This is a genomic window from Pseudarthrobacter sp. As-47 (assembly GCF_058215595.1).
This window is the reverse complement of the sequence record NZ_CM177088.1, coordinates 4,459,680-4,481,262: the sequence shown is the minus strand read 5'-3', so window position 1 is coordinate 4,481,262 and position 21,583 is coordinate 4,459,680. Positions and strand designations below refer to the sequence as shown.

The window sequence follows — 21,583 nt, the reverse complement described above, 5'->3', positions numbered from 1 at the left end:
ATGCCTTCCCTTGCCTCCGCCGCAGACCATATCCAGGACCTTGGCGCCTATGTCAGCGCGTCGCCGTCGAGCTTCCACGCCGTGCACGAAGCGGGGCGGCGTCTGGAGGAGACGGGCTTTGTGCGCCTGGACGAACTGCAGCCTTGGGAGGGCGGGCCCGGACAGTACTTCATCATCCGGGACGGCGCGCTGATCGCCTGGGTTGTTCCCGAAGGGGCAGGGCCCGCCACCGGCTTCAACATCCTGGGCGCACATACGGATTCGCCCACCTTCAAGCTCAAGCCAAAGCCGACCACGGGTGCCCACGGCTGGCTGCAGGCTGGCGTGGAGGTGTACGGCGGACCGCTGTTGAACTCCTGGCTTGACCGGGAACTGCAGCTGGCCGGCCGCCTGGTCATGCTGGACGGCACCGAGCACCTGACCGCCACCGGGCCGATGCTCCGGTTCCCGCAGTTGGCTATCCACCTGGACCGTACTGTCAACGACGGCCTCACCCTGGACAAGCAGCGGCACATGAATCCGGTGTGGGGGCTCGGCAATCCCGCGGATGCCGACCTGCTGGCCGTGCTGGCTTCCCACGTTTCCGGCGCTTCCGTGGACCCCGCCCACATTGGCGGGTACGACGTCGTCATGGCGGACACGCAGGCACCATCGGTTTTCGGGGGCAACAGTGAGTTCTTCGCCTCCGGGCGCCTGGACAACCTCTCCTCAACCCATGCGGGGCTGGCGGCCCTGATCGCGCACGCGTCTGCGCCCGGTACCGGCAGCCCGATCGCCGTCCTTGCGGCGTTCGACCATGAGGAGATCGGCTCCAACTCCCGCTCGGGCGCCTGCGGGCCCATCCTTGAGGATGTCCTGGTGCGGATCTCCGACGGCCTGGGCGCCACGGTGAGCCAGCGGCGGCAGGCACTGGCGGCGTCCTTCTGTGTGTCCGCGGACGCCGGCCACGCTGTGCACCCCAACTACGCGGAACGGCACGACCCCGCCAACCATCCGGTCCTGAACGGCGGACCGCTCCTGAAAATCAATGCAAACCAGCGCTACGCCACCGACGCCTCCGGTGCAGCGCTGTGGGCCCGGCTGTGCGCCGAGGCCGGTGTGCCCTACCAGGAGTTCGTGTCCAACAACGCGATTCCGTGCGGTTCCACCATCGGTCCGTTGACCGCCACCCGCCTGGGAATCCGGACGGTGGACGTGGGCGTTCCCCTGCTGTCCATGCATTCCGCGCGGGAGCTGTGCGGCGTAAAGGATCCCTGGCGCCTGGCCGCGGTGACCGCGCAGTTCTTCCGGACAGCGGTCTAGCGGGACGGTTCCTTCCCGAAAGTGAACAGGTGCTGGTCGATTTCGTGGGCGGGGACTCCAACCCACGTTTCTCCGGCCGGAACGTTACTGAGCACGGCTGCGCCCATGCCCACCGTGGCATAGTCGCCCACCGACGTCCTGTCGCGGACGCTGGAATTCATGCCGAGGTAAGCAGCCTTCCCTACCCGGACTCCGCCGCCCAATGACACGCCCGCGCCGAACGTCGCAAAGTCCGCCACGTCGTCGTCGTGGGTGAAGGTTACCGAGGGCATTGCCACCACGTGTGAGCCCAGGGTGACGGCGGCTGTCAGGGTGACATTGCGCAACAGGATGCTTCCCCGCCCAATCCGGCAGCCTTCGGGGTACTGGACTGAGGGATCCACCGCAGTTGCATACCGCGATTCATGGATTCCCAGGGACGTGAGGCGGTCCACCACGGCTTCCCGTGCCTTCCCGGATGCCAGGCACACCAGCAGGAACGCATGGGTGTAGTTGGCGGCATCATCGATGCTCCCCAGGACAGGCGCCCCGTCCACGGTGACACCGGCCATCTCCTTGTCATCGTCCAACAGGCCAACGACGTCGTACTGGCCACTGCTGCGCACCATCGCCAGCACTTCGCGGGCAAGGCCGCTCACTGAAATGAGGATCAGCTCACTCACGTGCCCACCGGGTGCGCTGCGTTCCGGATGGCGTTGATGACGCGGTTGATGCTTGATGAGTCGATCTCGTGGAACACAGGGAGGACCAGGGTGCGGTCGCTCAGCCGCTCCGTGGACTGCAGCCTGGCGTTGCCGTTGTCGCGCCAGCGGTATGCCGGCTGGCGGTGTGCGGCGTACGCCCCGCGCCGTGCGGTGATGCCGGCGTCGGCCAGCCTTTCCAGCAGGGCCTCGCGGGTCATGGGGAATCCAGGGAGGACTTCCAGCCACAGGGATTGATAGTTCGTGGTGCCGTATGGAGGATCGGACACGATCCTGAGGCCTTTGAGGCTTTTGAGGGCGTCGACGTACGTGCCTGCGATCTTCCGGCGCCGTTCCACCATTTCCGGAAGCCGCCGCAATTGGATGATTCCGACGGCGGCCTGAAGGTCGGTCATGCGGTAGTCGAAACCGACTTCGAGGCAGATCTCGCGGGGCGACAGGAACAGTTCTTCCCGGTTGAGGGCCGCCAGGCTGCTTGAATGTTCGCGCAGGGCCCGGGCGCGGGCCGCCCAGTCCGCCCGCCGGGTGGTGAGCATGCCACCTTCCCCGGTGGTGAGGATGTGGTTGGGATGGAAGGACCAGACGGTGATGTGGGCGCCGGCTCCCACTGGCTTTCCTTTGTACTGCGAGCCCACCGCGCAGGCAGCGTCTTCGATGACCGTGATTTCGTGGCGGTCGCAGAGCTCGCGGATGGGGTCCACGTCCACGGGCACTCCGCCCTGGTCCACCACGATCACCGCCCGGGTATCCAGGGTCAGCGCGGCATGGATGGTCTCCGCGGTCACGTTGCCGGTGGCAGGATCCACATCGCAGAAGACGGGGCGTGCGCCGACGTAGGTCACGGCGTTGGCCGTGGCTATATAGGACAGTGACGGCACAACGACGTCGTCCCCTGGTCCGATTCCCGCCACCACGAGGGCCAGATGCAGGGCGGTGGTGCAACTCGACGTGGCTACTGCGAACCGGGCACCCTGTGCGGCTGCGAAGTCGACCTCGAACTCCTTGACTTTCGGGCCCTGCGTGACGCATCCGGAGAAGACCACCTCCGCAAGTGCATGGGCTTCCTCCTGCCCCAGCCAGGGCTTCATTACTTCGATGCGTGCAACAGCTGATTCGGTGGCCACGAGGCACCATCTTTCCTAGGAGGAGCGGAATGAAGAACGGCAGCTCGTGTCACCTTGACCACAGGACACTTTCAAGCCAGGAGCCGGCAGCCTGCTGCTGGTAATCTTCAGGCCCTGGCACGTGGATACTCGACGCCTGACCTTCGAGGCCCCTGCTGCGGCTAACCGCCTCCAGCATGCCGAGAACCCGCAGGCCGGACGTATTGGTGGAGGGGGCCCTCTGGTGGCCGCGGACCCGACGCGCAAACTCGGCAGCCACGCGGTCCCGCGCCTCCTGCCCGAAGGCGGGCACCTGTCCATCTTCGCCCGGCACCTGAAGTGCGCCCGGCTCCGTCCAATACGGGGAGCGGCGCCGCTGCTGCGTGGATGAATCGGAGTCGAAGATGGCCAGTTGCTCCTGCGGAAGGGTGGCATCCCACACCAGGACAAGCTGGGAACCTGCAATGACCAGCTGATGGCTTTTCACGCGGCTCAGGTTGTTGACGTGCAGGTGCACCGTGGCGTCGTTTGGAAGCCGGAAAATCACGTGTCCAACACAGTCGCGGCCGGTTCCCAGCGGATCACCCCCAAGTGCCGAAACTCCCTGCGGGTTGAGCCGCCCGGCGAACACATAGTCAAGGAGGGCAAGGCTGTCCGGGGCCAGGTCCCAGAAGACGTCCCGGTCAGTCCGGGCCAGGTTGCTTTCGGTCCGCACTGCTTCGACGAAGAGGATATCGCCCAGGGATCCACTGCCCACCAGCTTCTGCATCTTTTGCACGGCGGGTTCGAAACACTGGGCCTTGTTTGCCATCAGCACAACGCCCCTGGCGTCCGCCTCGGCAGCCATCTCCTGCCCGCGCTCCAGGCTGTCCGCCAAGGGCTGTTCCACCAGGACGTGCTTGCCTGCCCGCAGCGCGGTCATTCCGGTACCGAACAGGGCGCGGAGGGGGGTGGCGATTGCCACCGCATCCACTTCCACACTGTCCAGCAGTTCATCGATGGCTTCAAACCAGGGCGCGCCGCCAAGCTTTTCGGAGACTGTGCCGGCCCGGCGGGAGTCCACGTCGCAGATGGCTGCCAGGTCCCAGTCCGGGCTGGCCTGGAGGGTTTCGGCCATGCCCGCTCCCCGGGAACCTGCGCCCACCACCGCGATACGCAGCCTGTCTGCGTTCACGCGGTCCCTGCCGTGGCTGAAGTCCTTAGCGAAAGCTTCCATTCTCATCCTCTTTGTCAGTAGGCGCCGTCAGTAGGCGCCGGAAGGCTGGATGACGGCACGGAAAGTCCGCCACAAGATCAGCAGGTCACCCGGGATTGACCAGTTCTCGACGTAGTAGAGGTCCAGGCGCACTGCCTCGTCCCAGGACAGGTCCGAGCGCCCGTTGATCTGCCAGAGACCGGTGAGGCCGGGCTTGATGAGGAGGCGCCGGTGGGTGTGCTGCTCGTATCCGCTGACTTCGCGTGCAAGGGGAGGGCGCGGGCCTACCATGCTCATGTCGCCGAGGACGACGTTCCAAAGCTGCGGGAGTTCGTCCAGGGAGTACTTGCGCATCCACCGACCGCACCGCGTCACGCGGGGGTCATTGCGCATCTTGAACAGGACCCCGGCGCCTTCGTTGGTCTCGTGCAGCACGGCCTGGCGCTCCTCGGCATCCACCACCATGGACCGGAACTTGTACATGCCGAAGGTCTGGCCGCCCTTGCCGATGCGGTCCTGGCGGAACAGGACGGGGCCCGGGCTGTCCAGCCGGACGATGACGGCAAGCAGCAACAACAGCGGCGAAAGTGCGGTGATGGCGGCACCGGCAAGGACAACGTCCATGACCCGCTTGAGGACGTGCTTGCCGCCGGAATACTGGGGAATGTCCACGTGCATCAGTGGAAGCCCCTCCACGGGGCGCCAGTGGATACGGGGCCCCGCGACGTTCGTGAGGGTCGCTGCCAGCACCATCTCGGCAGAGCACTCCTCCAGCCTCCACCCCAGTTCCCGGATGAACTTGTTTCCGCCCGGGAGGGGCCCGGCAACAATCACGGCATCGGCCTGCGCGAGGCGTGCCGTCCGGGAAATGTCATCCGTGGAAGAAAGGACGGGCACCAGCTGCTCGCCCACGCGCAGCCTGGCCCCCCGGCGCGAACCGGGAAGGCACACACCGAGGATCTTGTAGACGGGGCCGGACTTCTTCTCGATCTGCTGGACCACGTAGCGGACGTCCTCGGGTTCGCCGACAACGATGGCCCGTGACAGGTGCCGTCCCTTGGCTTTCTCAGTCGCCAGCCGGCGCCGGAAAAGCCAGCGGTTCGCCGTCAGGGACACGGTGCCCACCGGCAGGGCAACGGCGAACATGGTGGCACCGCTCTGGATAGAGAAAACGACGGACGCGATGGCAATTAATCCAAAGAGCCGGAAGGTGGCAGATATGACCCGTTTGTACTCGTCTGCACCCACGCCCAGGACTTTGGGATCGCGTGTCCTGTAAATCTCCAGTGCAGCAATCCAGATCAGTGCCAGCGCAACGCTGGCCGCGATTCCGGCCGCCGTTGATGTCCTGCTCAAAAGCCCGGGACTGGCAAGGTGGTAGCCGAGAGCGACTGCCCCGGCGATCAGCAGCGAGTCCGTGACACGCAACAGGTTGATGTGGACTGAGATCCAGTCCGCGGAGGACGCCTTACGGCCCAGCTCCCGGGGGACGAGGCTGACTGCCGGGCGGTAGCCGGGGGATACTCCCTGGGCAGGACCGTCGCCCGCCAGGGCAGGCCGCTCGCCTGCCAGGCTGCCGGTGAGCGCTGAGCGTTTGGACCCGTAAAACGTGGGACGCCGCTGTCCGGTGACGGGTGCTTCTGCCATGGTGACCCCTTCCGGTTTGTCCGCTTGTGCTCTTGCCGTGAAGCAAAATTAGTCACGGAAAGCCACGTGCGGAGGGTTTGCGCGGGCCCTTTGTGGGTCCCGCGAAGGAATATTGTGGATAATGCGGGTAGCTGCAGCAGCTGCAGCCGGCACTAGAGGACCGGCAGGATGTACGGCTCCGGAGCTGCCTTTTCCTTGCTGGCAGCCAGGGCCGTCAGCTGGGCGCGTGACTCAACCCCGAGTTTGCGGTAGATGGCGGTCAGCCTCACCTCGACGGTCCTCACGGAAACGAAGAGGGTGGAGGCGATCTCCTTGTTGCGCATGCCCCGGGCGACCATTCTTGCCAGCACGCGTTCGTGGTCGGCGAGCAGCAGCATGGCCGGGTTTCCCTGGGGGCCTGGTGCTTCCACCCGTTCGTCCAGCAGGAGCGCATCCACGTGCTGGATCCACGCGTTGGCGCCAACCTCGTCGAACATGACCTTGGCCCGCAGAAGGCCGTCGCGGGCATCCCGCAAGCGGCCGAGCGCCTTCAGCCGTTCTGCATAACACAGCATGGTCCGTGCCCGTTCAAGCAGCGAATCCCGCGAGTTCCTGCTGTCCAGGGCCTGGCCGAACAGCTGCAACGACTGCTCGCCGTCCGCAAGGATGGCCCGGCTCCGGGCAACCGCCATCATCAGCCACGGTGAGCGCAACCCGACGGAACGGCTCTCCAGGCTGAGGAGTGCCTGGGTGGCTTCCCGGTGGCGTCCCAGCCGGACCAGTACCTCCACGAGGTCCGCATCGCACCGGAGCAAAGTGGGATTGGTGAAGCCCGTGCCAATCTCGGCCGCGCGTGAGAGCTGGGCGAGGGATTCCGCCAGGTCACCCCGAAGCAGTGCGAAGTGGCCCTGCCACGCGGCAAGCTGGGCGGTGATGGCCGGGTGGCTTTCGGCGCCGGCGAACCGTTGCGCCTCAGCCGCGTAACTTTGGGCGAGGGTCTCATCCCCCAGTGCGTGGGCGCGCCAGACCCGGAAAACGTGCCGGAGGCCGCGGTGGTACTTGAACTCAGGTTCAAAAAGTTCAAGGTCGTCCATCAGCTTGCTCGCCGTCCGGACGTTTCCTGCCCTGATCTCGTTGTCCACAGCCAGGAACAAGGCCGTTTCCCGCCAGTTCACGTGGGCGTCCCGTGTAGAGGTCCGCACCATGGCAAAGAGCTCCTGCGCCTGGTCATAGCGCTCCGCGTAGCTGAAGGCGCGGCCCTGGATCAGCAGGCCTGCCACGGAGCAGCCCTCAAGGGTGTACTTGCGTCCGGGCTGGACTCCGTCGCCGCCGGTGGACTCGGTCAGCAGCCTGGCACGTTCCGTGAGTTCAAGGCATTCGGCTGATGCGGCTTCCTGGAAATTTCCGGCGTACTGGAGAAGCTCGCACGCGTCCTGGAATTCCCAGCGTTCCGCGTAGTACACAGCGGCGACGGCGAGGAGATTGGCGGCAAAGGCAGGATCGTGCTGGCCGAATTCCTTCACCAGGCGCAGCACCATGCTGGACCGGACTGCTCCCCCCTGGATGAAGTCGATTTCGAAGGAGAGCCCTGTAAGCCGCAGGATCAGGGCCGGATTCCGGGTCACCCGCTGTGCCCACTCCAGGTAGCGCCGGGCGTAAACGAACTCACCCCGGTTGAAGAGGAGTTCAGCGATCGCCGCCAGGCGTGCCGCCGTTTCCGCCTCCCAGGGGTTGATGGTCAGGGCGCGCTCAACATACTCCACGGCGAAGGACAGCTCCCCGCCCCGGATCAGGTCGACGGCGTGGCGGAGCAAACCGAACGGGGTCTGCCGTTCCAGCGCCGTGAAGCTCAGATGCCACCTGCGGGCGTACGGGTCAGTGTCCTGGCACGCGTCCGCCAATGCCCGGTGGTTGGCCGTGCGGACCGCCGGCGTCATGGCGCCAAAGACGTACCCGCGAAGCAGCTGGTCCCGGATTGCAAGGTGCGGGCCGGTGCGGTGCACGATTCCGCAGGCCAGCAGTTCGTCCACGCCGGTCCACACGTCCTTGCTGATCTTTTCCAGCGTGGTGATGTCGCTTCGGCACGAGAGGGACAGGAGATCCAGTACGTTCCGTGCGGGCGCGGTCAGTCCGCCCACCACCAGGGCGAATTCAGCCTCGAAACTGCCGTTGCCGGGCAGGGGAACCGGGAGGGCGAACTTTCCCTCCGCATGCCGTTCCAGCAACCGGGCATAAAGTTCGACGGCGGCAAGGGGGTTTCCGCGGGTTGCTGCGGCAACCGCGTGGGCGGCCGCCGTCGTGGTGTGCCGTGCGGGGATTGCTTCAAGCATCCTCACGGTATCGCTGTAGCTCAGCGCCTGGAGGTGCAGCACGGCCAGCCCGCTGAAAGGGCTGTCAGGTGCTTCGTCGCGCAGGCAGACGAACATGGCAATGTCCGTGCCGGACAAGCGGCGGGCCAGGAAGCCAATAACAGCCTGGCTGCCGGGATCCAGCTGGTCTGCGTCGTCGATGACGATGACGGTCCGGGAGGATGCACGCTGGTGCAGGCCGTTGAGGAGCATTGAGGAAATGGCCGGCACGTCCAGGGATCCGGCAGTATCGCGCAGGAGCTCATCAGCGATTCTGTTGAGTACGGGATCATCCATGGCGTTGAGGAGGGCCGTGACACCGGACAAAGGCCAGTCGGATTCGAACGCGCTTGCTCCGAGGAAGACGGTCTTGTAGTCCGAAAGCGTGGGGATCTCCGAAAGCAAGGCCGACTTTCCAACCCCGTGGCCGCCGATCACCGCCAGGGCCGTGTCCTTGGGGCCGCGGATCACCGAAAGAAGCCTGTCCAACTCCTTGTTTCGCCCTAACAATGACATGGGTCCCCAATCCTCGAAGAAGGAGACCACATTCTTTCGTTAGTAGTTGTTCGGATACTGCATGCCGCCATCCGGTTATGGATATAACCATTGGTAGGCAGGCTGTCGGTTTGCACCTCCAGCACGGTTCCCAGCCGTTAAGCGAATATAGCCCTGAATTTGTGCAAAGCGCCATATATCGTTCACTTAGTATTTGCTCAAGATCACCCCTCCTTTTCCTCAAGAGGGGAGCGGATGCCCTACCTACCTAATGGCCCGCAGTCCACTACCTCCCCTACCTAATGTCGACGACAGCGGGCCTGCTACCTATTCCCGCTGCAGGCGGCAGCAACATGCCCTTTACCTACGTAGTTCAGGGGGCACGGGCCCAAAAATGTGAGTACCCACTACTCGTGCCACCCCATTAGGTAGGGGGTAGGCTCTCGGGACTGCCATCGGATCAGCGGTGCCCTGCCGGCGTGCAGGGGGCGGGGCACCTAGATTCCAAACTATCAAGAAGTGGTGAGCGAATTGTCGAATTCCCCCCAACTTCCGGTTTCCTATTCTGAGTCGGAATTTGCCAGCAAATATCCACACGGCAATAATGCAGGCGTCATTCTAAAGGTTAATTCGGCGCTGATTACGGTGTTCCGGGAACTCGACAACTCCGGGCTGCCATGGGCTCTGCTGAGGGGCGAGGACGACCTGGTGCGGCCGGCGGGCGATGTTGACCTGCTTGTTTCCGCTGAGCTGGTGCCCGGCCTGGACCGCCATCTTGCCAGTGCAGGGTTCCGGCGCGTGGCAGCGCTGGGCCACGGGAGCCACCGCTTCTACTTCCGCTACCTCGCCGAAGAGGATCTCTGGATCAAACTGGACGTGGTCTCGGACATTCGTTTTGGGAAGTTCCAGGAGCTCGGGACCGCCCTGGCCGCTGGCTGCCTTCGGCGGCGCGTGGCCCTGGGGCCGTTGTGGCTGCCGGAAATCCAGGACCAGGCCTGGCTCCACATCCTGCATTTGGTGCTCGACAAGGGTGAAATTACTCCCGCCAAAGCCCCGGCGGCCCGGTCCGCAGCTGCCGTGGCGACTGTCGAAAACCCCATCGCCCTGTTCCTGGACCGGAAATTCGGGACCGGAACAGCGGGAAAGCTGCTCAACCTGCTGCGGTCCGAAAATTTCGAGGACGTCCCTGCCGCCGCGGCTGGCCTGAAAAGCCGATGGACCGGCACCAGGGTTCCGCCGTGGCTTACGAGCTCTGGCAACAGGGCGCTGCGGCGGGTGGGCCCCAGGCTCAAGGGCCGCGGGCCCGTGGCAGGAGTGCTGGCCCCCGACGGGGCAGGCAAGACCACCCTGCTCCACGGCCTCCGTTCCAGCTGTCCCCTGCCTTCTGCCTACGTCTACATGGGACTGTGGTCCAGCAGTCCCGTGGACAGGTGGCTCCAAAAGATCCGCGGCGGGTTCCTGGTCAGGAAGGTATTCCGCATCTTGCGCGCCGGACTTGCCGCCCGGTACTACTCCCTCCGGGGCAGGGTGGTGCTGATGGACCGCCTCGCCTTCGATGTCCTGCTCCCCGGCTCGAAGGCGGACAGCCGCCTGGCTGCGTTGACGGACGCGCTGGCCCTCCGGTTCCAGCCACACCCTGACCTCGTCCTGGTCCTTGACGTCCCCGGCGAGGTCATGTTTGCCAGGAAGGGTGAACATACTCCCCAGAAACTGGAGGAATGGCGAAAGGCCTATCTGGAGCTGGCCGAGGAAATTCCCTCAGCGCACGTCCTGGACGCCAGCCAGTCAGAGTCCCAGGTCCGCGCAAAGGCCAGCGGGCTCTTGTGGAAGGTCGCGGCGCCCAAAGGAGTGGACGGGCACGCCGGCACGGAATCGCTACCCCTGCATCTGTGGACGCTGCTTGATTGGCGCTTCCTGCTTCCCGTAAGCCAACCGGAGAAGCTCGGCTATGGGGGCGGGCTGAGCAACGACGCGGTGGCGGCGATCAGCCTGCTGGACCCGTCCGCCCGCCGTATCCAGGCATCTCCCGCGCCCGCCCCGGCGAACGACTTCGACGTCGCCCTGCTCTCCGAACCGGACGCGCCCCTGTTTGCCAGCGCTGCCGCGTCACTCCGGCCGGGCGGCTGGATCTGCCTGCAGGTCAGGCGCTCATTGGGTACCCGTCCGGGCCCGCACACCCTCGCAGGCTGGAAGCGGGCGCTGGAGAGGTCAGGCTTCGATGACGTGGCGGTCTACTGGCATGTGCCGACACTCGAACGGCCGGCACGCTTTGTCCCCACGGCATCGAGGACCGCGGTCCAGGATACCCTCGCGCATTATTCGGGCGTACGCTTTGGAAAAGCCAAGGCTGCGATCGGGAGGCTTGCGTTGAACCTGGGCCTGTTCAACGTGGCCGCCGCAGAAGGAACCGTGGTGGGCCGACGGGCGCCGGAGCCCGGGCGGCAGGAGTTGCCGTGAAATACATTGACCAGATCCTCCGCGATAACTACCGGACGCTCGAGCTTAGGAAGTTCGGACTCACCGGCCAATGGGACACACTTCTGCTGACGCCGCAGTTTGTCACGTCGCGGCACGTGGTGGCCCTCATTTTTTCCACAGACGCCCAGGTTCCCCGGCTCGTGGTCAAGATCCCCCGCCAGCCCGGAGACAACGAAAGCGTGCGCAAGGAAGCCGATGTCCTGCTCCAGCTCAAGTCGTTGGGAGTCGGCTCCGAAGAGGGTGCGCCGGAGGTTGTGGGAGTACTGGACGTCGGGGGGCAGACGGTGCTCATTGAGACTGCCGTGGTGGGCAGCCTGCTGGAGCCCCACCTCGTTGTGCAGGACTTTCCCCGAGCCTTGGACGCAGGCCTGAACTTCGTCGCTGCGCTGCCCTGCACCAGGCCGGTACGGGAAAACGCCGACTGGTACCAGCGGACCATCGCCGGCCCCTTGGACGAACTCGCATCCTTGCTGCCGGCTGACACGGAAGTGGCCCGGCTGATCGAGCGCACCCACGAGGTGCTGGCGCCAATGCGCGCGGAGCAGCTTCCGGCAGTTGTGGAACACGGAGACCTCAGCTACCAGAATCTCTTCCTGCAGCCCAACGGCCGGCTCCAGGTGGTGGACTGGGAACGCTCGCGCCTTGATGGCCTGCCCGCCCATGACCTGATTTTCTACCTGCAGTACATCGGCCAGTCCCAGGAAGATGCGTTGTCCTCCCGCCGGCTCCAGCTCCGGGCCTTCGAGAATGCCTTCAGTCCCGGTGGATGGGCCTTGAAACCCCTGGCGCAACACCTGCGGCTGCGAAGTGTGGAACCGGAACTGCTTCCCTACCTGGTCATCGCAACATGGGCTCGTTCAGCAGCCACCATGACTTACCGCCTGGCAGGCCAGGCCGTACATGAAGGGGATACCGGCCATGTCCAGGCCGCAGTGACAGCTGACCGCGACTTCTGGCTCTGGCGCCATGCGGTCACCGACTGGGCAGCGGTTCCTGCCTAGGTACGATCAGCCGCTGATTGGCTGCACGCTCGACAGTATGGGGAGAAGATGTACACCAAGAAAACGGCCTCCGAGTTCTCGCCCAGGGTCGACATCGTCCCCTTCCTGCTGTTCGGCGGCGGGCTGGTACTCATCACCGTCGCCGCCAGCCTCGGCTCCATCGCCATTCTTGCCGCAGTGGCGGCAGTGGTCTTTTTTTCTGTCACCGCGCAATTGATTCACCGGCTGGCTGAGCGAAAGGCCGAAATTTCGTTCTTCCTCATCATCCCGACGATCATGTCAGCGACGCAGAACGTCTATCTGACCACTGTCGCCGATGCCATGGACAGCGGACGGCTCCAGTTTGCCATCATCCTGAATTTCCTCTTCTCGGTTGCCCTGTATCTGGTTTTGATCTCGGCAAAAAAGCCGGCTCCGGAAGGGAAAGCCCTTCGGAAGCTGATCAAGGCAGTGACAACCTGCCTGGCCATCCTTGTTCTCTACGGTGCTGCAACCGTTGTGTTGTTCCAACATGACCTGGCAGCAGCAGCCGCCTCCTCAAGGAACATCGTGGCTCCTTTCCTGTTCCTCCTTATCGGCCTGCATGCCAGCGCCTGGGCCAAGCATGCCGTATACCTCCGCTACCTGGTGATGCTGGGCTTCGTGGCGATTGTCTTCGGCTTCATTGAAGCGAACACCCCTGATTTCTGGCAGACACTCAACCTCCGGGACCTGTGGGAGAAGAAGGGAATTTCTGTCCAGCAGGACTCCGGCCTGCCCAAGAACTTCTTTGCTTCGGAGCAGGTGGTTCCGGGCGAGTTCCTCAGGCGCATGGCGGGCCCCTTCGCGGACCCGGTTAATTTCGGAACCTTCCTCTTCGCCGTGTTCATGGCGGCTTGGTATCTCCGCGGGCTGCTCTGCCAGATCGCAACGGTGGCGGCGATGGTTTTGGCCGTCAGCAAGGGTGCACTCCTTGGCCTGATCGTGTTCCTGGCATTCTGGACCCGCTTCTACGCATCCAGAACCAGCCACATCATTGCGCTGTTGCTGCTGGCTGCCGGGGCCTACAACTTCTATTTGTTTACCGTGTCCAGTTCGACGGGCAGTACTGCGGCACACATTGACGGGTTCACCGCTGCCTTTGTGGAGTTCCCGCACCATCCACTCGGGCGTGGACTGGGCAGTTCCGGAGTCCTCGCTGGTCTATTTTCGGAAGGGTCCGAGTCCACGTCTGCTGTGACGGAGAGCGGACTGGGCATGGTCATCGGTCAACTCGGAATAGTCGGACTGGCCGTGTACCTGGTGTTTTTTGTCCAGCTGTCCAAACACGTCCTACGAATCAAAGACCTCCGCGATAGGACGTTGGCGGCAGGCCTCCTGGGCGGGTTCCTCTTGAATGCCGCCTTTAATGAAGTAGCGCTCAGCCCCAACTCCGCGGCACCCTACTTCATCATTCTCGGCCTGGTCATCGGCTCGGACCTTGCGGCGCAACAGGAGCCGGATGCCGTGCCTGCTGTCCCGCGCAGGGAGGCATCCCCCTTGTAAGGGACCTGGTTTGCACGGACCTGCTTTGTAAGGGACGTGGTTTGTAAAGGACGTGGGTCGGCAGGGCACCTCCGGTCCAAGCAGGTCCTGGCGGGTCAGGCTGCCTTCCTGGCCGGAACCCGCCGTCGCGCTGTGGCGCTCGTCGACACCGGCAGCGACATCTGACGCCCCGGCTCTAGCCCGGGGTTTTCATGGGGCGCCGGGTGCGGGGCGTGTTTAAGCAGGGAAAGGGTGCTCTGAGCTGGGAAAATAGTGGTTGTCGAGACCGTTATTTGCCGAGCGAGGGAGCACCCTTTCGATGCAAAAGTCTACCTTCGTTTTCCCGTCCCTGCCGGTTAGTTTCACCGGCCAGTCGCTGATCTCCCACGCCGGAGTTTCGGTGCTCACCGGCTTCATGGACGCCCTCGGTTTCGGCAGGCTGTGCGAGGACCGGCTGGGCCAGTTTGTCCCTTCCGGAGCGAAGCACCGGCCGGGACGGCTGGTTGGATCCCTTGCCGCGATGCTCGCCGCCGGCGGTGAACACGCTTCGGATCTGGACATTCTGCGGTCCTCACCTGGAGTCTTCGGTCAGCTGCCCTCCAACGCGACGGTGTCCCGGTTCTTCGAACGAACCGTCACGAACCCCGAGTTGTTTCGCTACGGCTTTGAGACCCTCACCCGGGAACTGCGAACCCGGGCCTGGAACGCCGCCGGAGCAAGGAACCCGGCCCTGACCGCAACAGCCTTGGACCCGCTGATCATCGACATCGACGCGACCCTGGTGACCTCCCACTCCGACAAGGAAAACGTCGCCGGAACCTACAAACGCGGCTACGGCTTCGCCCCCTTCATCGCCTCCTGTGATTACGGGGCCGGCAATGGTTCCGGGGAAATTCTCGCCGCCGTGCTGCGCCCGGGGAACGCCGGGGCGAACAGCGCTGATGACCACATCCGGGTCTTCCACACCGCCACAGCCCAACTGCCGGAGAGCTTCTTTACCGAGGCCGGGGCCTTGGCCGGGGAGAAGATCCTGGTCCGCACCGACAGTGCCGGGGCCTCCCGGAAATTCCTCTGGCACCTGCACGGCCTGGGCGTGCAGTTCACCACCAGCTACACCATCCCTTTCGGCAAGGCCCACATGGTCGACTGGATCAGCGACAAACAGTACTGGCAGCCGGCCCTGGACCAGACCGGAAACGACCGCACCAATGCCTGGGTCATCAACGCCACCGACGTCCTCACGCTCACGGACTACCCGCCGGGCACGCAACTGTTCCTGCGCGCAGAGCCGCTGCACCCCGGCGCGCAACCAACCCTGCTTGACACCGACGGGCACCGGATTACCGCGTTCCTGACCAACTCCTCCCGCTGGCACGGCCCGTATCTGGATGCCAGGCACCGTGCCCGGGGCCGGTGCGAGAACCGGATTAAAACCCTGAAAAACACCGGCCTTGGCAAACTCCCGTTCTTCGATTTCGCCGCGAACCAGGCCTGGGCGAACATCGCCGCGCTGGCCTTCAACCTGGTCTCCTGGATCCAGCTCGCCGCCCTCCCGGACGGCCACCAGGCCAAGGCCTGGGACATCAAACGCTGGCGCTACCGGCTCTTCGCGACCGCAGGGAAAATCATCACCCGCGCCCGCCATAGCCAGCTCCTCCTGCCGGAAAGAGCACCCGAGAAGGCCCTTATAAACCTGCTTCTGGAGAATACCAGGCACCTTCGACAACTCCTGCTGGCCGGCTCAGGCTGAGCAGTCACTGACCCAACCCCGACGAGCAGACCCATCACCGGAAGTGGAACCGGCGCCAAGCCAGGCGACCCAACAGGCCAAACCACCGCGCCCGAAAACAGCAAACAACCACCAGCCACCGGCCTGACGCAATCCGCAGTCATCACCTGCCCTCATGAAAAATCGGGGCTAGGTACCTGCCCGCCTGCCGCCGTCTCCGCCGTGGTGATGCCGGCGGCAGCTGATCGTCGACACCGGCCTGCCCGGACACGCCGGCCCGGGCCGCATCCCCGCCTGCGCGGGGACGATTGCCCGAGCCCTCCTATTCAGCCGGGGCGTCCTGCCGGCGGCGAACGAGGTGCAGCAGCTCATGGTGCAGGGTTGGGAATCCCCACCGGAGGACGCCGTACACGGCGGCTATGGCAGTCACAAATACCAGCGCCGCTGTCAGGGGAGCCCCCAAGTAGGGTTGCAGGAACATGATTGTTCCAGCCGCCGCCACGGCGATGCTGCAGGCGAAGGCCGGCAAAACAGCGCGCAGCATTGCTTTTGGGCCGATGTGGATCACTTTGGCAGCCACCGTCTGCATTCCGATGGCGAAAAGAAGTGCTGTAGCCATCTGGGCGCACGCAACGGCGATGATCCCCCATTGGGCAGCCACCAGCAGGACCGGCACCAGCACTGCCAACCGAATGAGTGAGAACGTGATCGAAATGCCGGGCCGGCCGATGGCCTTGTAGACGTCGTTCGCGCCCGCTCCCAGGGAGCGTGCTGCCGCATACAGGGCCAGGAAGACAAGCGGAATGACCGACTCGGACCATTGGCCGCCAAAGACCAGGGGAACGAGAATCGGCGCCAGTACCGCCAGGCCCACCCCCGCCGTCATGCCGTACAGGGACTGCACACGGACACCCTTCAGGTAGCCGTCCCGCAGCCGTTCCGGCTGGTGCTGCACCTGGGTGTAAAGCGGGAACAGGACCGTGGAGAGCACAAAGAAGACGTTGATGATCAGGGCTTCGGGCAGCCTGAAGGCCAGCGTGTAATAACCAAGGGCCTGGGCGCCAAGGATCACGCCGATGATCACATAGTCGATGTCGAAGATCAGCCGTGCCAGGAGATTGCTGCCTGCCACGGGAACGCCGAATTTGAGGTTTGCCCGGAGGGCGTCTTTGGCCACGCGCCAGATCTGCCAGGGAGCGCCCTTGCGGACAAGCCACCAGCACGTGGCTGCGTACGCAACCGCCCCTGCCGCGGTGCCCGCCGCGAGCGAGAAGGCACCGTACCCTGCGAAGGCGAGGACCAGGCTCAGTACTCCCGTGACGAGCGCCCGGACAATCGGGGCAACCGCCAGCCGCCTGAACAGAAGGTCGCGTCGCAGCAGGGCTTCTGGAACCGCACCCAGCGACGTTGCCAGGACTGCGATGGACAGCACCTGTACCAGGGGGCCCACGTCCGGCAGCTGGAAAAGCCCGGCGATCCATGGCGCCGAGAAGAACGTCAGGAGGGCCAGGGATGAACCAAGAACCACTGAAACCAGCAGCGCCGAGCGGGCCGCGACGCCGGAGGCAGGCAGATAGACCAGGGCCTGAGCGACGCCGGCATCGGCAACGGTCTCGACGTAGGCCATGAGGACCAGTGCCGCGGCCACGAGGCCATACTGTTCAGGCGACAGGAGGCGTGCCAGCACGATCGTCGTTATGAGGACGATCGCCTTCCCGCCCACCAGGGCAAGCCCCTGCCACACCGCGCCCCGGAAACCGACACGGGCAAGTCCACCAGCAACGTTCGTCATGGGTTGGAGCCTTCCTGTGGCCTCTTTGCAGAAGTTTACTGTCTGGGTGCGGACCGGTGGGAGGAATTCACCGTAATTGAGCAGTTATTGAGCTAAATATTGTTTCCGGGCATCGGGAGACCGGTCTTCCGGCGATCCGGGTGGACGGAAGGGGGAAAACGAATTGTTTGCTCAATTTTCCGGTTTGTCCCCTGGGTGCTGGTGCATACTGTAGTGAAGGCCGGACGCATCCTTAGTGATAATTTCCAGGGTCCATGCCGAATAGTTTTTCGTCCCTTTGGTGCAAAAGCGGAGTAACGTGGCTAATTCAGACGCAGTGCCTGTATCTAATACTTCTCCAATTCCCGCCACACTCATTCTGGTGGCACCCCGTATAAGTTCGGGTGGAGTCGGCGACTATGCGGAAGAGTTCATCGCCGCGGCTGTGCCCAACTTTTCGGCATTCCGCGAAATCAGGACTGCGGGACCGGGCAACGTAGGGCTCCTTGACGTGTTCCGTGACCGGCGCAGGCTCTCCGTGGCCGTGAAGGAATCACTCGCCGCCGGCCGGGTGGTGGTTCACTTCGAGTTGTCAGCGGCGTCGCTGGGTCCCTTTTGGCTTCTGGCAGGCCGCTCGCGGGACGTCGCCACAACGGCCACCGTGCATGACCCCCCGCTGGCCGCGTGGTGGCCTTTCCGCTTCAAGTGGGTGGCCCGGAGCAAGCTGCTGCACCACGGCATCCATCTCCCGCTGCGCCCTGTCAGTGCCCGGCTGGAACGGTGGCTGTTGCGGGACACCACCCTGTTTGCGCTCAGTGAAGCCGGCGCGGCAGCGCTTCGGCAAACTTTTCCCGCTTGCCGGGTGCTCAGCACCTGGCACTTCGTGCCGCCCAGGCCTGCCCTGAAGCCTGCTTCCCAGCGTCCTCTGGCGGTAGGACTCTACGGCCACGCCTCCAAAGGCAAAGGCTTCGACAGGCTGGTCGAGCTTCGTCGCGAACTCCCGCCGGACGTCGAAATCCGCGTGGCCGGCAGGGGAACCGAACAGCTGCCACCGATCCCCGGAGTCACCATCCTGGGAGCGGTCGAGGGGCGGCAGGAGGACGCCTTCTTTGAATCCGTGAGGGCCATCCTCCTGCCCTATGACAAGACGAGCCGCTTTTACGGCAATATCCTGCCTGCCTCCGGAGTGGCCTCAAGGGCCTTCGCCTACCGCACCCCCGTGATCGGATTCGACTCCGGAACGCTGGGGGAAGCATCCAAGGCCGGCGGGCTGATCGTGGTTCCCGCCTCCGTCCGGGAACTGGCAGAGGCTGCCCACAGGACCATCACCGATTCGACCGAGCTGGAACGCCTCGACCGCCAGATAACGGCGCTGCAGACCGGGCGGACTGTCGCGTTGGCTGCCGCGCCGTACCTGGCCTGCTGGAGAGAGGCGGTCATCGGGGGAGGTTCATGACGCACAGCCGGTTGTGGGTATCCACATACTCGCGGCCTGGCACTTGTTGGGAGATGCTGGTCGGCCTAGCGTGAGGAACGACGGATTCCGTCACACGCGATGCTTGCGATACTGCGGGTATTGAAACCTGTCCGGATGATTCCGGGGCTTGACCCTGCATTGCAGCGATTCTGGAGGCGTTGCAGCAATCTCGAGAGGGACGACCAACTCGTGCTACTGCCTTTCGTTGTTACCGCTTCCGCCGTGATCAGTCTGGTACTGATCCTTGGGCGCTCCTACCATGTACTGATCCTGCTGGTCATTGCGGCCGGCTGGTCGCAGGCGCCGCTCATCACCCTCACCAGGTCTGATGCCTTCCAGTACCTGGATGACGTGCCTGCGGCGGTTCTTGTTGCAGCCGCCGTTATCAGGGCCTTCAGCTCCCAGGACAAGCGCCTGCACAAGGCGCTTGGGATGATGCTGCTGCTGGTCATCCTGGTGGGTATCGGATTCATCCGATCACCGGATGCGGACATCGGCATTGCTCAGGCGCGACAGGTACTCATGCCGCTTGGCCTGGTGTTCGCCGGTTTCGTCTACCGGGACGACATCAAATGGCGGAAGATCAGCGCCTACCTGCTGCTGTTAGCCGGGTTGACCGTGGCTTGGGCCCTGGCTGAGGAAGTCATGCAGGCGCCCCTCCTTGACCCGTCCTGGTACCACGTCAACGTTGTGGGCGGGAACCCCCGCAGTATGCGCATGGGTTTGCCGCCGGCTTACTTCGCGGACGGAGTGTCCAACGGTGACCTCACCTTCCGTCCTGGCGGTCCCTTCATGAACCCTCCCGTCATGGGCTTCCTGCTTGGGCTCGGTGCCTTTGCTGCCGTCGCAAGGCTCAGGAGTTTCGCGCGGCTTGCAATGCTTGCTGCCATCGGCGCCACCCTGTTCTTTGCATATGCCCGGGCAGGCATATTGATTTTCCTTGTGGTCACCGTGATCTACTTCATCTGGACCAAGGTGGGGAAGTACGCGGGCATTCTTGTAGGCCTCGGCCTTGGGGGGTACTTGTTCAGCACCTTCATTGAACAGGGCAACACCGCCAGCCATTCGGATGGCCTGTTGTCCGGTTTCATGCTTGGCCTGCAGTCGCCGGCAGGCCTGGGCTTCGGCACAACCGGCTACCAGGCCGCGCTTGAAGGCGCATCCACTGGTGTGGGCAGTGAGAGCCTGCTGGGGCTGTATTTCGCGTGGATCGGCTGGCCCATGATTGCTGCCGCCCTCCTGCTTCTGATCCACCTCGGAAAGCTCCTCCGCCGGGTTCCGCGGACGCAGAGCCTGCCTGTGTGGCTGGCCGTGGGCTTCCTGCTTACTGTCGCTTCTTCGGAGTCCGCCTCCTCCATGGCATCCACCCCCGTCCTCTGGTTGACAGTGGGATCGGTGGTGGCCATGACGGTACCCCTGAGGCCGCAAGTGAGGTCCGTGCCTGCGGTCATGGGTCCGCGCTTCGTGTCCCGGCAGCGGTCGACGGCGCGGCGGTAAGGGGCTCTTCGCGGTTCGTGGGGAAATGGATCCCTGGAATGAGCGTCATGCCGCCGTCCTGACGGCACTTCTCAAGAGAATAACCGATTTGTAGTTGGCGGCGTTGCGGTACCCGCGGGCGGTTCGTTTGATGTTCTTGATTGCGGTGTTGTTCGCCTCGACCTTGCCTGTCGTGGCGCCGGTAATGATCAGCACCTCGATCTCCTTCCACCACCGGCAGACTGTACGGTACAGCCTGTTCGTCTCCGGCCGTGCGGCTTCCTTGACCAGCTCCTCGAGTACCTGCTTGGCCGCCGCGGCGTCCTCCAGGGAGCCGGTGCGCAACAGGGCGCGGAGTTGTTCCTTGACCTTCCAGACGGCCTGGAGGGTGCCGGTTGGATCGTCCAGGGCGAACACTTCCTCGAGTCGGAGGGCGGCCCTACACGTGAGGGTGTCACCGCCGCGCAGCAGGAGCATGCGGTGGGCCCAGGCCTTGTCGATGGCCCTGCCGCGGCGGCCCTTGACCTGTTGGGAGAGGTTCTGCCTGGTCTCAGTCATTGCCTGGTTGGCCAGCGAGATCAGGTGGAAGTGATCGACGGCGACAGCAGTGCGGGGAAGCCACATCCGTAAGGCTTTGCGGAACGCCGCGGAGGGGTCGATTGCGACGACCTGCACGGCCAGCCGCCACTGCAGGGGCCGGGCGAACAGCCAGTCCCCGACGCCCTTGTGGTCTCGGCCGTCGACCACGCCGAGGACTTGGCCGGTGTCCAGATCCACGATGGTTGTCATCCACGGCTCGAACCGTGTCCACGCCTTCGTGGTCGGGTCCTGGAAGTAGCGCACGGACCGGAACCGGTGTTCATCAATGCCCAGCATCCGCGGACTGAGCTTGTCCACGTCGGGCAGCCGCAGCAGGCAGGCCTCGGTCACCGCAGCCCGGACCATCCACCAGGACACGGCGAAGCCGGCAGCTGTCTCCGAGAAAGCCCTGCCGGAGCGAATGACCGCGTCCACGAGCTGGTCCCGCAGCCGGCTCGTCGACCGGGCACGGCGCGGCACTTGCGGCGTGGATTCGAAGAACGAGAGCCGGTCGCACGCTGACTCTTCGCAGTACCAGCGGTACTTGGACCAGAGCACGTCCACCGGCCCGGCGACGGGAATATCGCGGAGCCGTTGAAGGCGGCGTTCCTTCCGCCGGGAGGCAATGACCCCACAGCTCGGGCAGCCCGGTAGCGCATCAGTTTCGACGATGACCTGACGGCGGCCAGCGGACATGGTCGTGGAGATGACACGGTAGTCGGGCAGGTTGAAGAGGATGGTGGCAGCATCGGCTGCGACCCCGGTAGGCTCGTTCAAGGCTCGTGGTCCTGTTCCAGGT

The 21,583-nt window shown here is 64.3% G+C and carries 14 protein-coding genes; 7 read left to right on the top strand and 7 right to left on the bottom strand.

The features are described 5' to 3' along the window. Nucleotides 1–1,302, top strand: coding sequence for a M18 family aminopeptidase (locus tag AC4BCK_RS20740; RefSeq protein WP_490566428.1), 1,302 nt, complete (start codon nucleotides 1–3; stop codon nucleotides 1,300–1,302). Here the strand turns inward: AC4BCK_RS20740 and AC4BCK_RS20735 are convergent. From AC4BCK_RS20735 to AC4BCK_RS20715, 5 genes are all read right to left on the bottom strand, one after another. After that, a complete protein-coding gene (locus AC4BCK_RS20735) occupies nucleotides 1,299–1,964 on the bottom strand; it encodes a NeuD/PglB/VioB family sugar acetyltransferase (RefSeq protein WP_174178484.1) in 666 nt (221 codons plus the stop codon). The genes AC4BCK_RS20740 and AC4BCK_RS20735 overlap by 4 nt on opposite strands. Continuing rightward, nucleotides 1,961–3,091, bottom strand: coding sequence for a DegT/DnrJ/EryC1/StrS family aminotransferase (locus tag AC4BCK_RS20730; RefSeq protein ID WP_174178606.1), 1,131 nt, complete (start codon nucleotides 3,089–3,091; stop codon nucleotides 1,961–1,963). The genes AC4BCK_RS20735 and AC4BCK_RS20730 overlap by 4 nt, the downstream gene beginning before the upstream one ends. Nucleotides 3,092–3,176: 85 nt before the next feature. Continuing rightward, a complete protein-coding gene (locus AC4BCK_RS20725) occupies nucleotides 3,177–4,322 on the bottom strand; it encodes a Gfo/Idh/MocA family protein (protein WP_251421547.1) in 1,146 nt (381 codons plus the stop codon). A gap of 27 nt (nucleotides 4,323–4,349) precedes the next feature. Beyond that, nucleotides 4,350–5,948, bottom strand: coding sequence for a sugar transferase (locus tag AC4BCK_RS20720; RefSeq protein ID WP_251421544.1), 1,599 nt, complete (start codon nucleotides 5,946–5,948; stop codon nucleotides 4,350–4,352). A gap of 152 nt (nucleotides 5,949–6,100) precedes the next feature. Next, nucleotides 6,101–8,791 carry a LuxR family transcriptional regulator gene (locus tag AC4BCK_RS20715; protein WP_174178480.1) on the bottom strand — a complete coding sequence of 897 codons (2,691 nt, stop codon included), beginning with the start codon at nucleotides 8,789–8,791 and terminating at the stop codon, nucleotides 6,101–6,103. A 624-nt stretch (nucleotides 8,792–9,415) separates the two neighbouring features. Here AC4BCK_RS20715 and AC4BCK_RS20710 point away from each other — a divergent pair. The 4 genes from AC4BCK_RS20710 (at nucleotide 9,416) to AC4BCK_RS20695 (ending at nucleotide 15,502) form a co-directional block, all read left to right on the top strand. Then, nucleotides 9,416–11,227, top strand: a complete 1,812-nt coding sequence (locus AC4BCK_RS20710; RefSeq protein ID WP_490566427.1) for a hypothetical protein — start codon at nucleotides 9,416–9,418, stop codon at nucleotides 11,225–11,227. Further along, nucleotides 11,224–12,249, top strand: a complete 1,026-nt coding sequence (locus AC4BCK_RS20705; protein ID WP_174178476.1) for a phosphotransferase — start codon at nucleotides 11,224–11,226, stop codon at nucleotides 12,247–12,249. The genes AC4BCK_RS20710 and AC4BCK_RS20705 overlap by 4 nt, the downstream gene beginning before the upstream one ends. A gap of 48 nt (nucleotides 12,250–12,297) precedes the next feature. Continuing rightward, nucleotides 12,298–13,773: an O-antigen ligase family protein gene (locus tag AC4BCK_RS20700; RefSeq protein WP_377085094.1), complete on the top strand. Its 1,476-nt coding sequence runs from the start codon at nucleotides 12,298–12,300 to the stop codon at nucleotides 13,771–13,773. 298 nt (nucleotides 13,774–14,071) lie between these two features. Beyond that, nucleotides 14,072–15,502, top strand: a complete 1,431-nt coding sequence (locus AC4BCK_RS20695; RefSeq protein ID WP_490566426.1) for an IS1380 family transposase — start codon at nucleotides 14,072–14,074, stop codon at nucleotides 15,500–15,502. Nucleotides 15,503–15,803: 301 nt separating this feature from the next. On the opposite strand, the gene AC4BCK_RS20690 is transcribed toward AC4BCK_RS20695, so the two are convergent. Continuing rightward, a complete protein-coding gene (locus AC4BCK_RS20690; RefSeq protein ID WP_174178472.1) occupies nucleotides 15,804–17,273 on the bottom strand; it encodes a lipopolysaccharide biosynthesis protein in 1,470 nt (489 codons plus the stop codon). Between the two features lie 361 nt (nucleotides 17,274–17,634). Between AC4BCK_RS20690 and AC4BCK_RS20685 the strand changes: the two genes are divergently transcribed. Together AC4BCK_RS20685 and AC4BCK_RS20680 are read left to right on the top strand one after the other, a co-directional pair. Beyond that, on the top strand, nucleotides 17,635–18,708 hold the full coding sequence (locus AC4BCK_RS20685) for a glycosyltransferase (RefSeq protein WP_490566425.1): 1,074 nt from the start codon (nucleotides 17,635–17,637) through the stop codon (nucleotides 18,706–18,708). A 243-nt stretch (nucleotides 18,709–18,951) separates the two neighbouring features. Beyond that, the gene (locus tag AC4BCK_RS20680; RefSeq protein WP_490566424.1) at nucleotides 18,952–20,226 is read left to right on the top strand and encodes a hypothetical protein; all 1,275 of its coding nucleotides are present in this window, start codon (nucleotides 18,952–18,954) and stop codon (nucleotides 20,224–20,226) included. Nucleotides 20,227–20,271: 45 nt separating this feature from the next. On the opposite strand, the gene AC4BCK_RS20675 is transcribed toward AC4BCK_RS20680, so the two are convergent. Continuing rightward, nucleotides 20,272–21,561 carry an ISL3 family transposase gene (locus AC4BCK_RS20675; protein ID WP_310258686.1) on the bottom strand — a complete coding sequence of 430 codons (1,290 nt, stop codon included), beginning with the start codon at nucleotides 21,559–21,561 and terminating at the stop codon, nucleotides 20,272–20,274. Nucleotides 21,562–21,583: the final 22 nt, after the last annotated feature.

Bases quoted from the DNA above. Each gene is read 5' to 3' on its own strand.
- AC4BCK_RS20740 (WP_490566428.1), top strand. From the start codon at position 1: ATGCCTTCCCTTGCCTCCGCCGCAGACCATATCCAGGACCTTGGCGCC.
- AC4BCK_RS20730 (WP_174178606.1), bottom strand. From the start codon at position 3,091: ATGAAGCCCTGGCTGGGGCAGGAGGAAGCCCATGCACTTGCGGAGGTG.
- AC4BCK_RS20725 (WP_251421547.1), bottom strand. From the start codon at position 4,322: ATGGAAGCTTTCGCTAAGGACTTCAGCCACGGCAGGGACCGCGTGAAC.
- AC4BCK_RS20720 (WP_251421544.1), bottom strand. From the start codon at position 5,948: ATGGCAGAAGCACCCGTCACCGGACAGCGGCGTCCCACGTTTTACGGG.
- AC4BCK_RS20715 (WP_174178480.1), bottom strand. From the start codon at position 8,791: ATGTCATTGTTAGGGCGAAACAAGGAGTTGGACAGGCTTCTTTCGGTG.
- AC4BCK_RS20700 (WP_377085094.1), top strand. From the start codon at position 12,298: ATGTACACCAAGAAAACGGCCTCCGAGTTCTCGCCCAGGGTCGACATC.
- AC4BCK_RS20695 (WP_490566426.1), top strand. From the start codon at position 14,072: ATGCAAAAGTCTACCTTCGTTTTCCCGTCCCTGCCGGTTAGTTTCACC.
- AC4BCK_RS20690 (WP_174178472.1), bottom strand. From the start codon at position 17,273: ATGACGAACGTTGCTGGTGGACTTGCCCGTGTCGGTTTCCGGGGCGCG.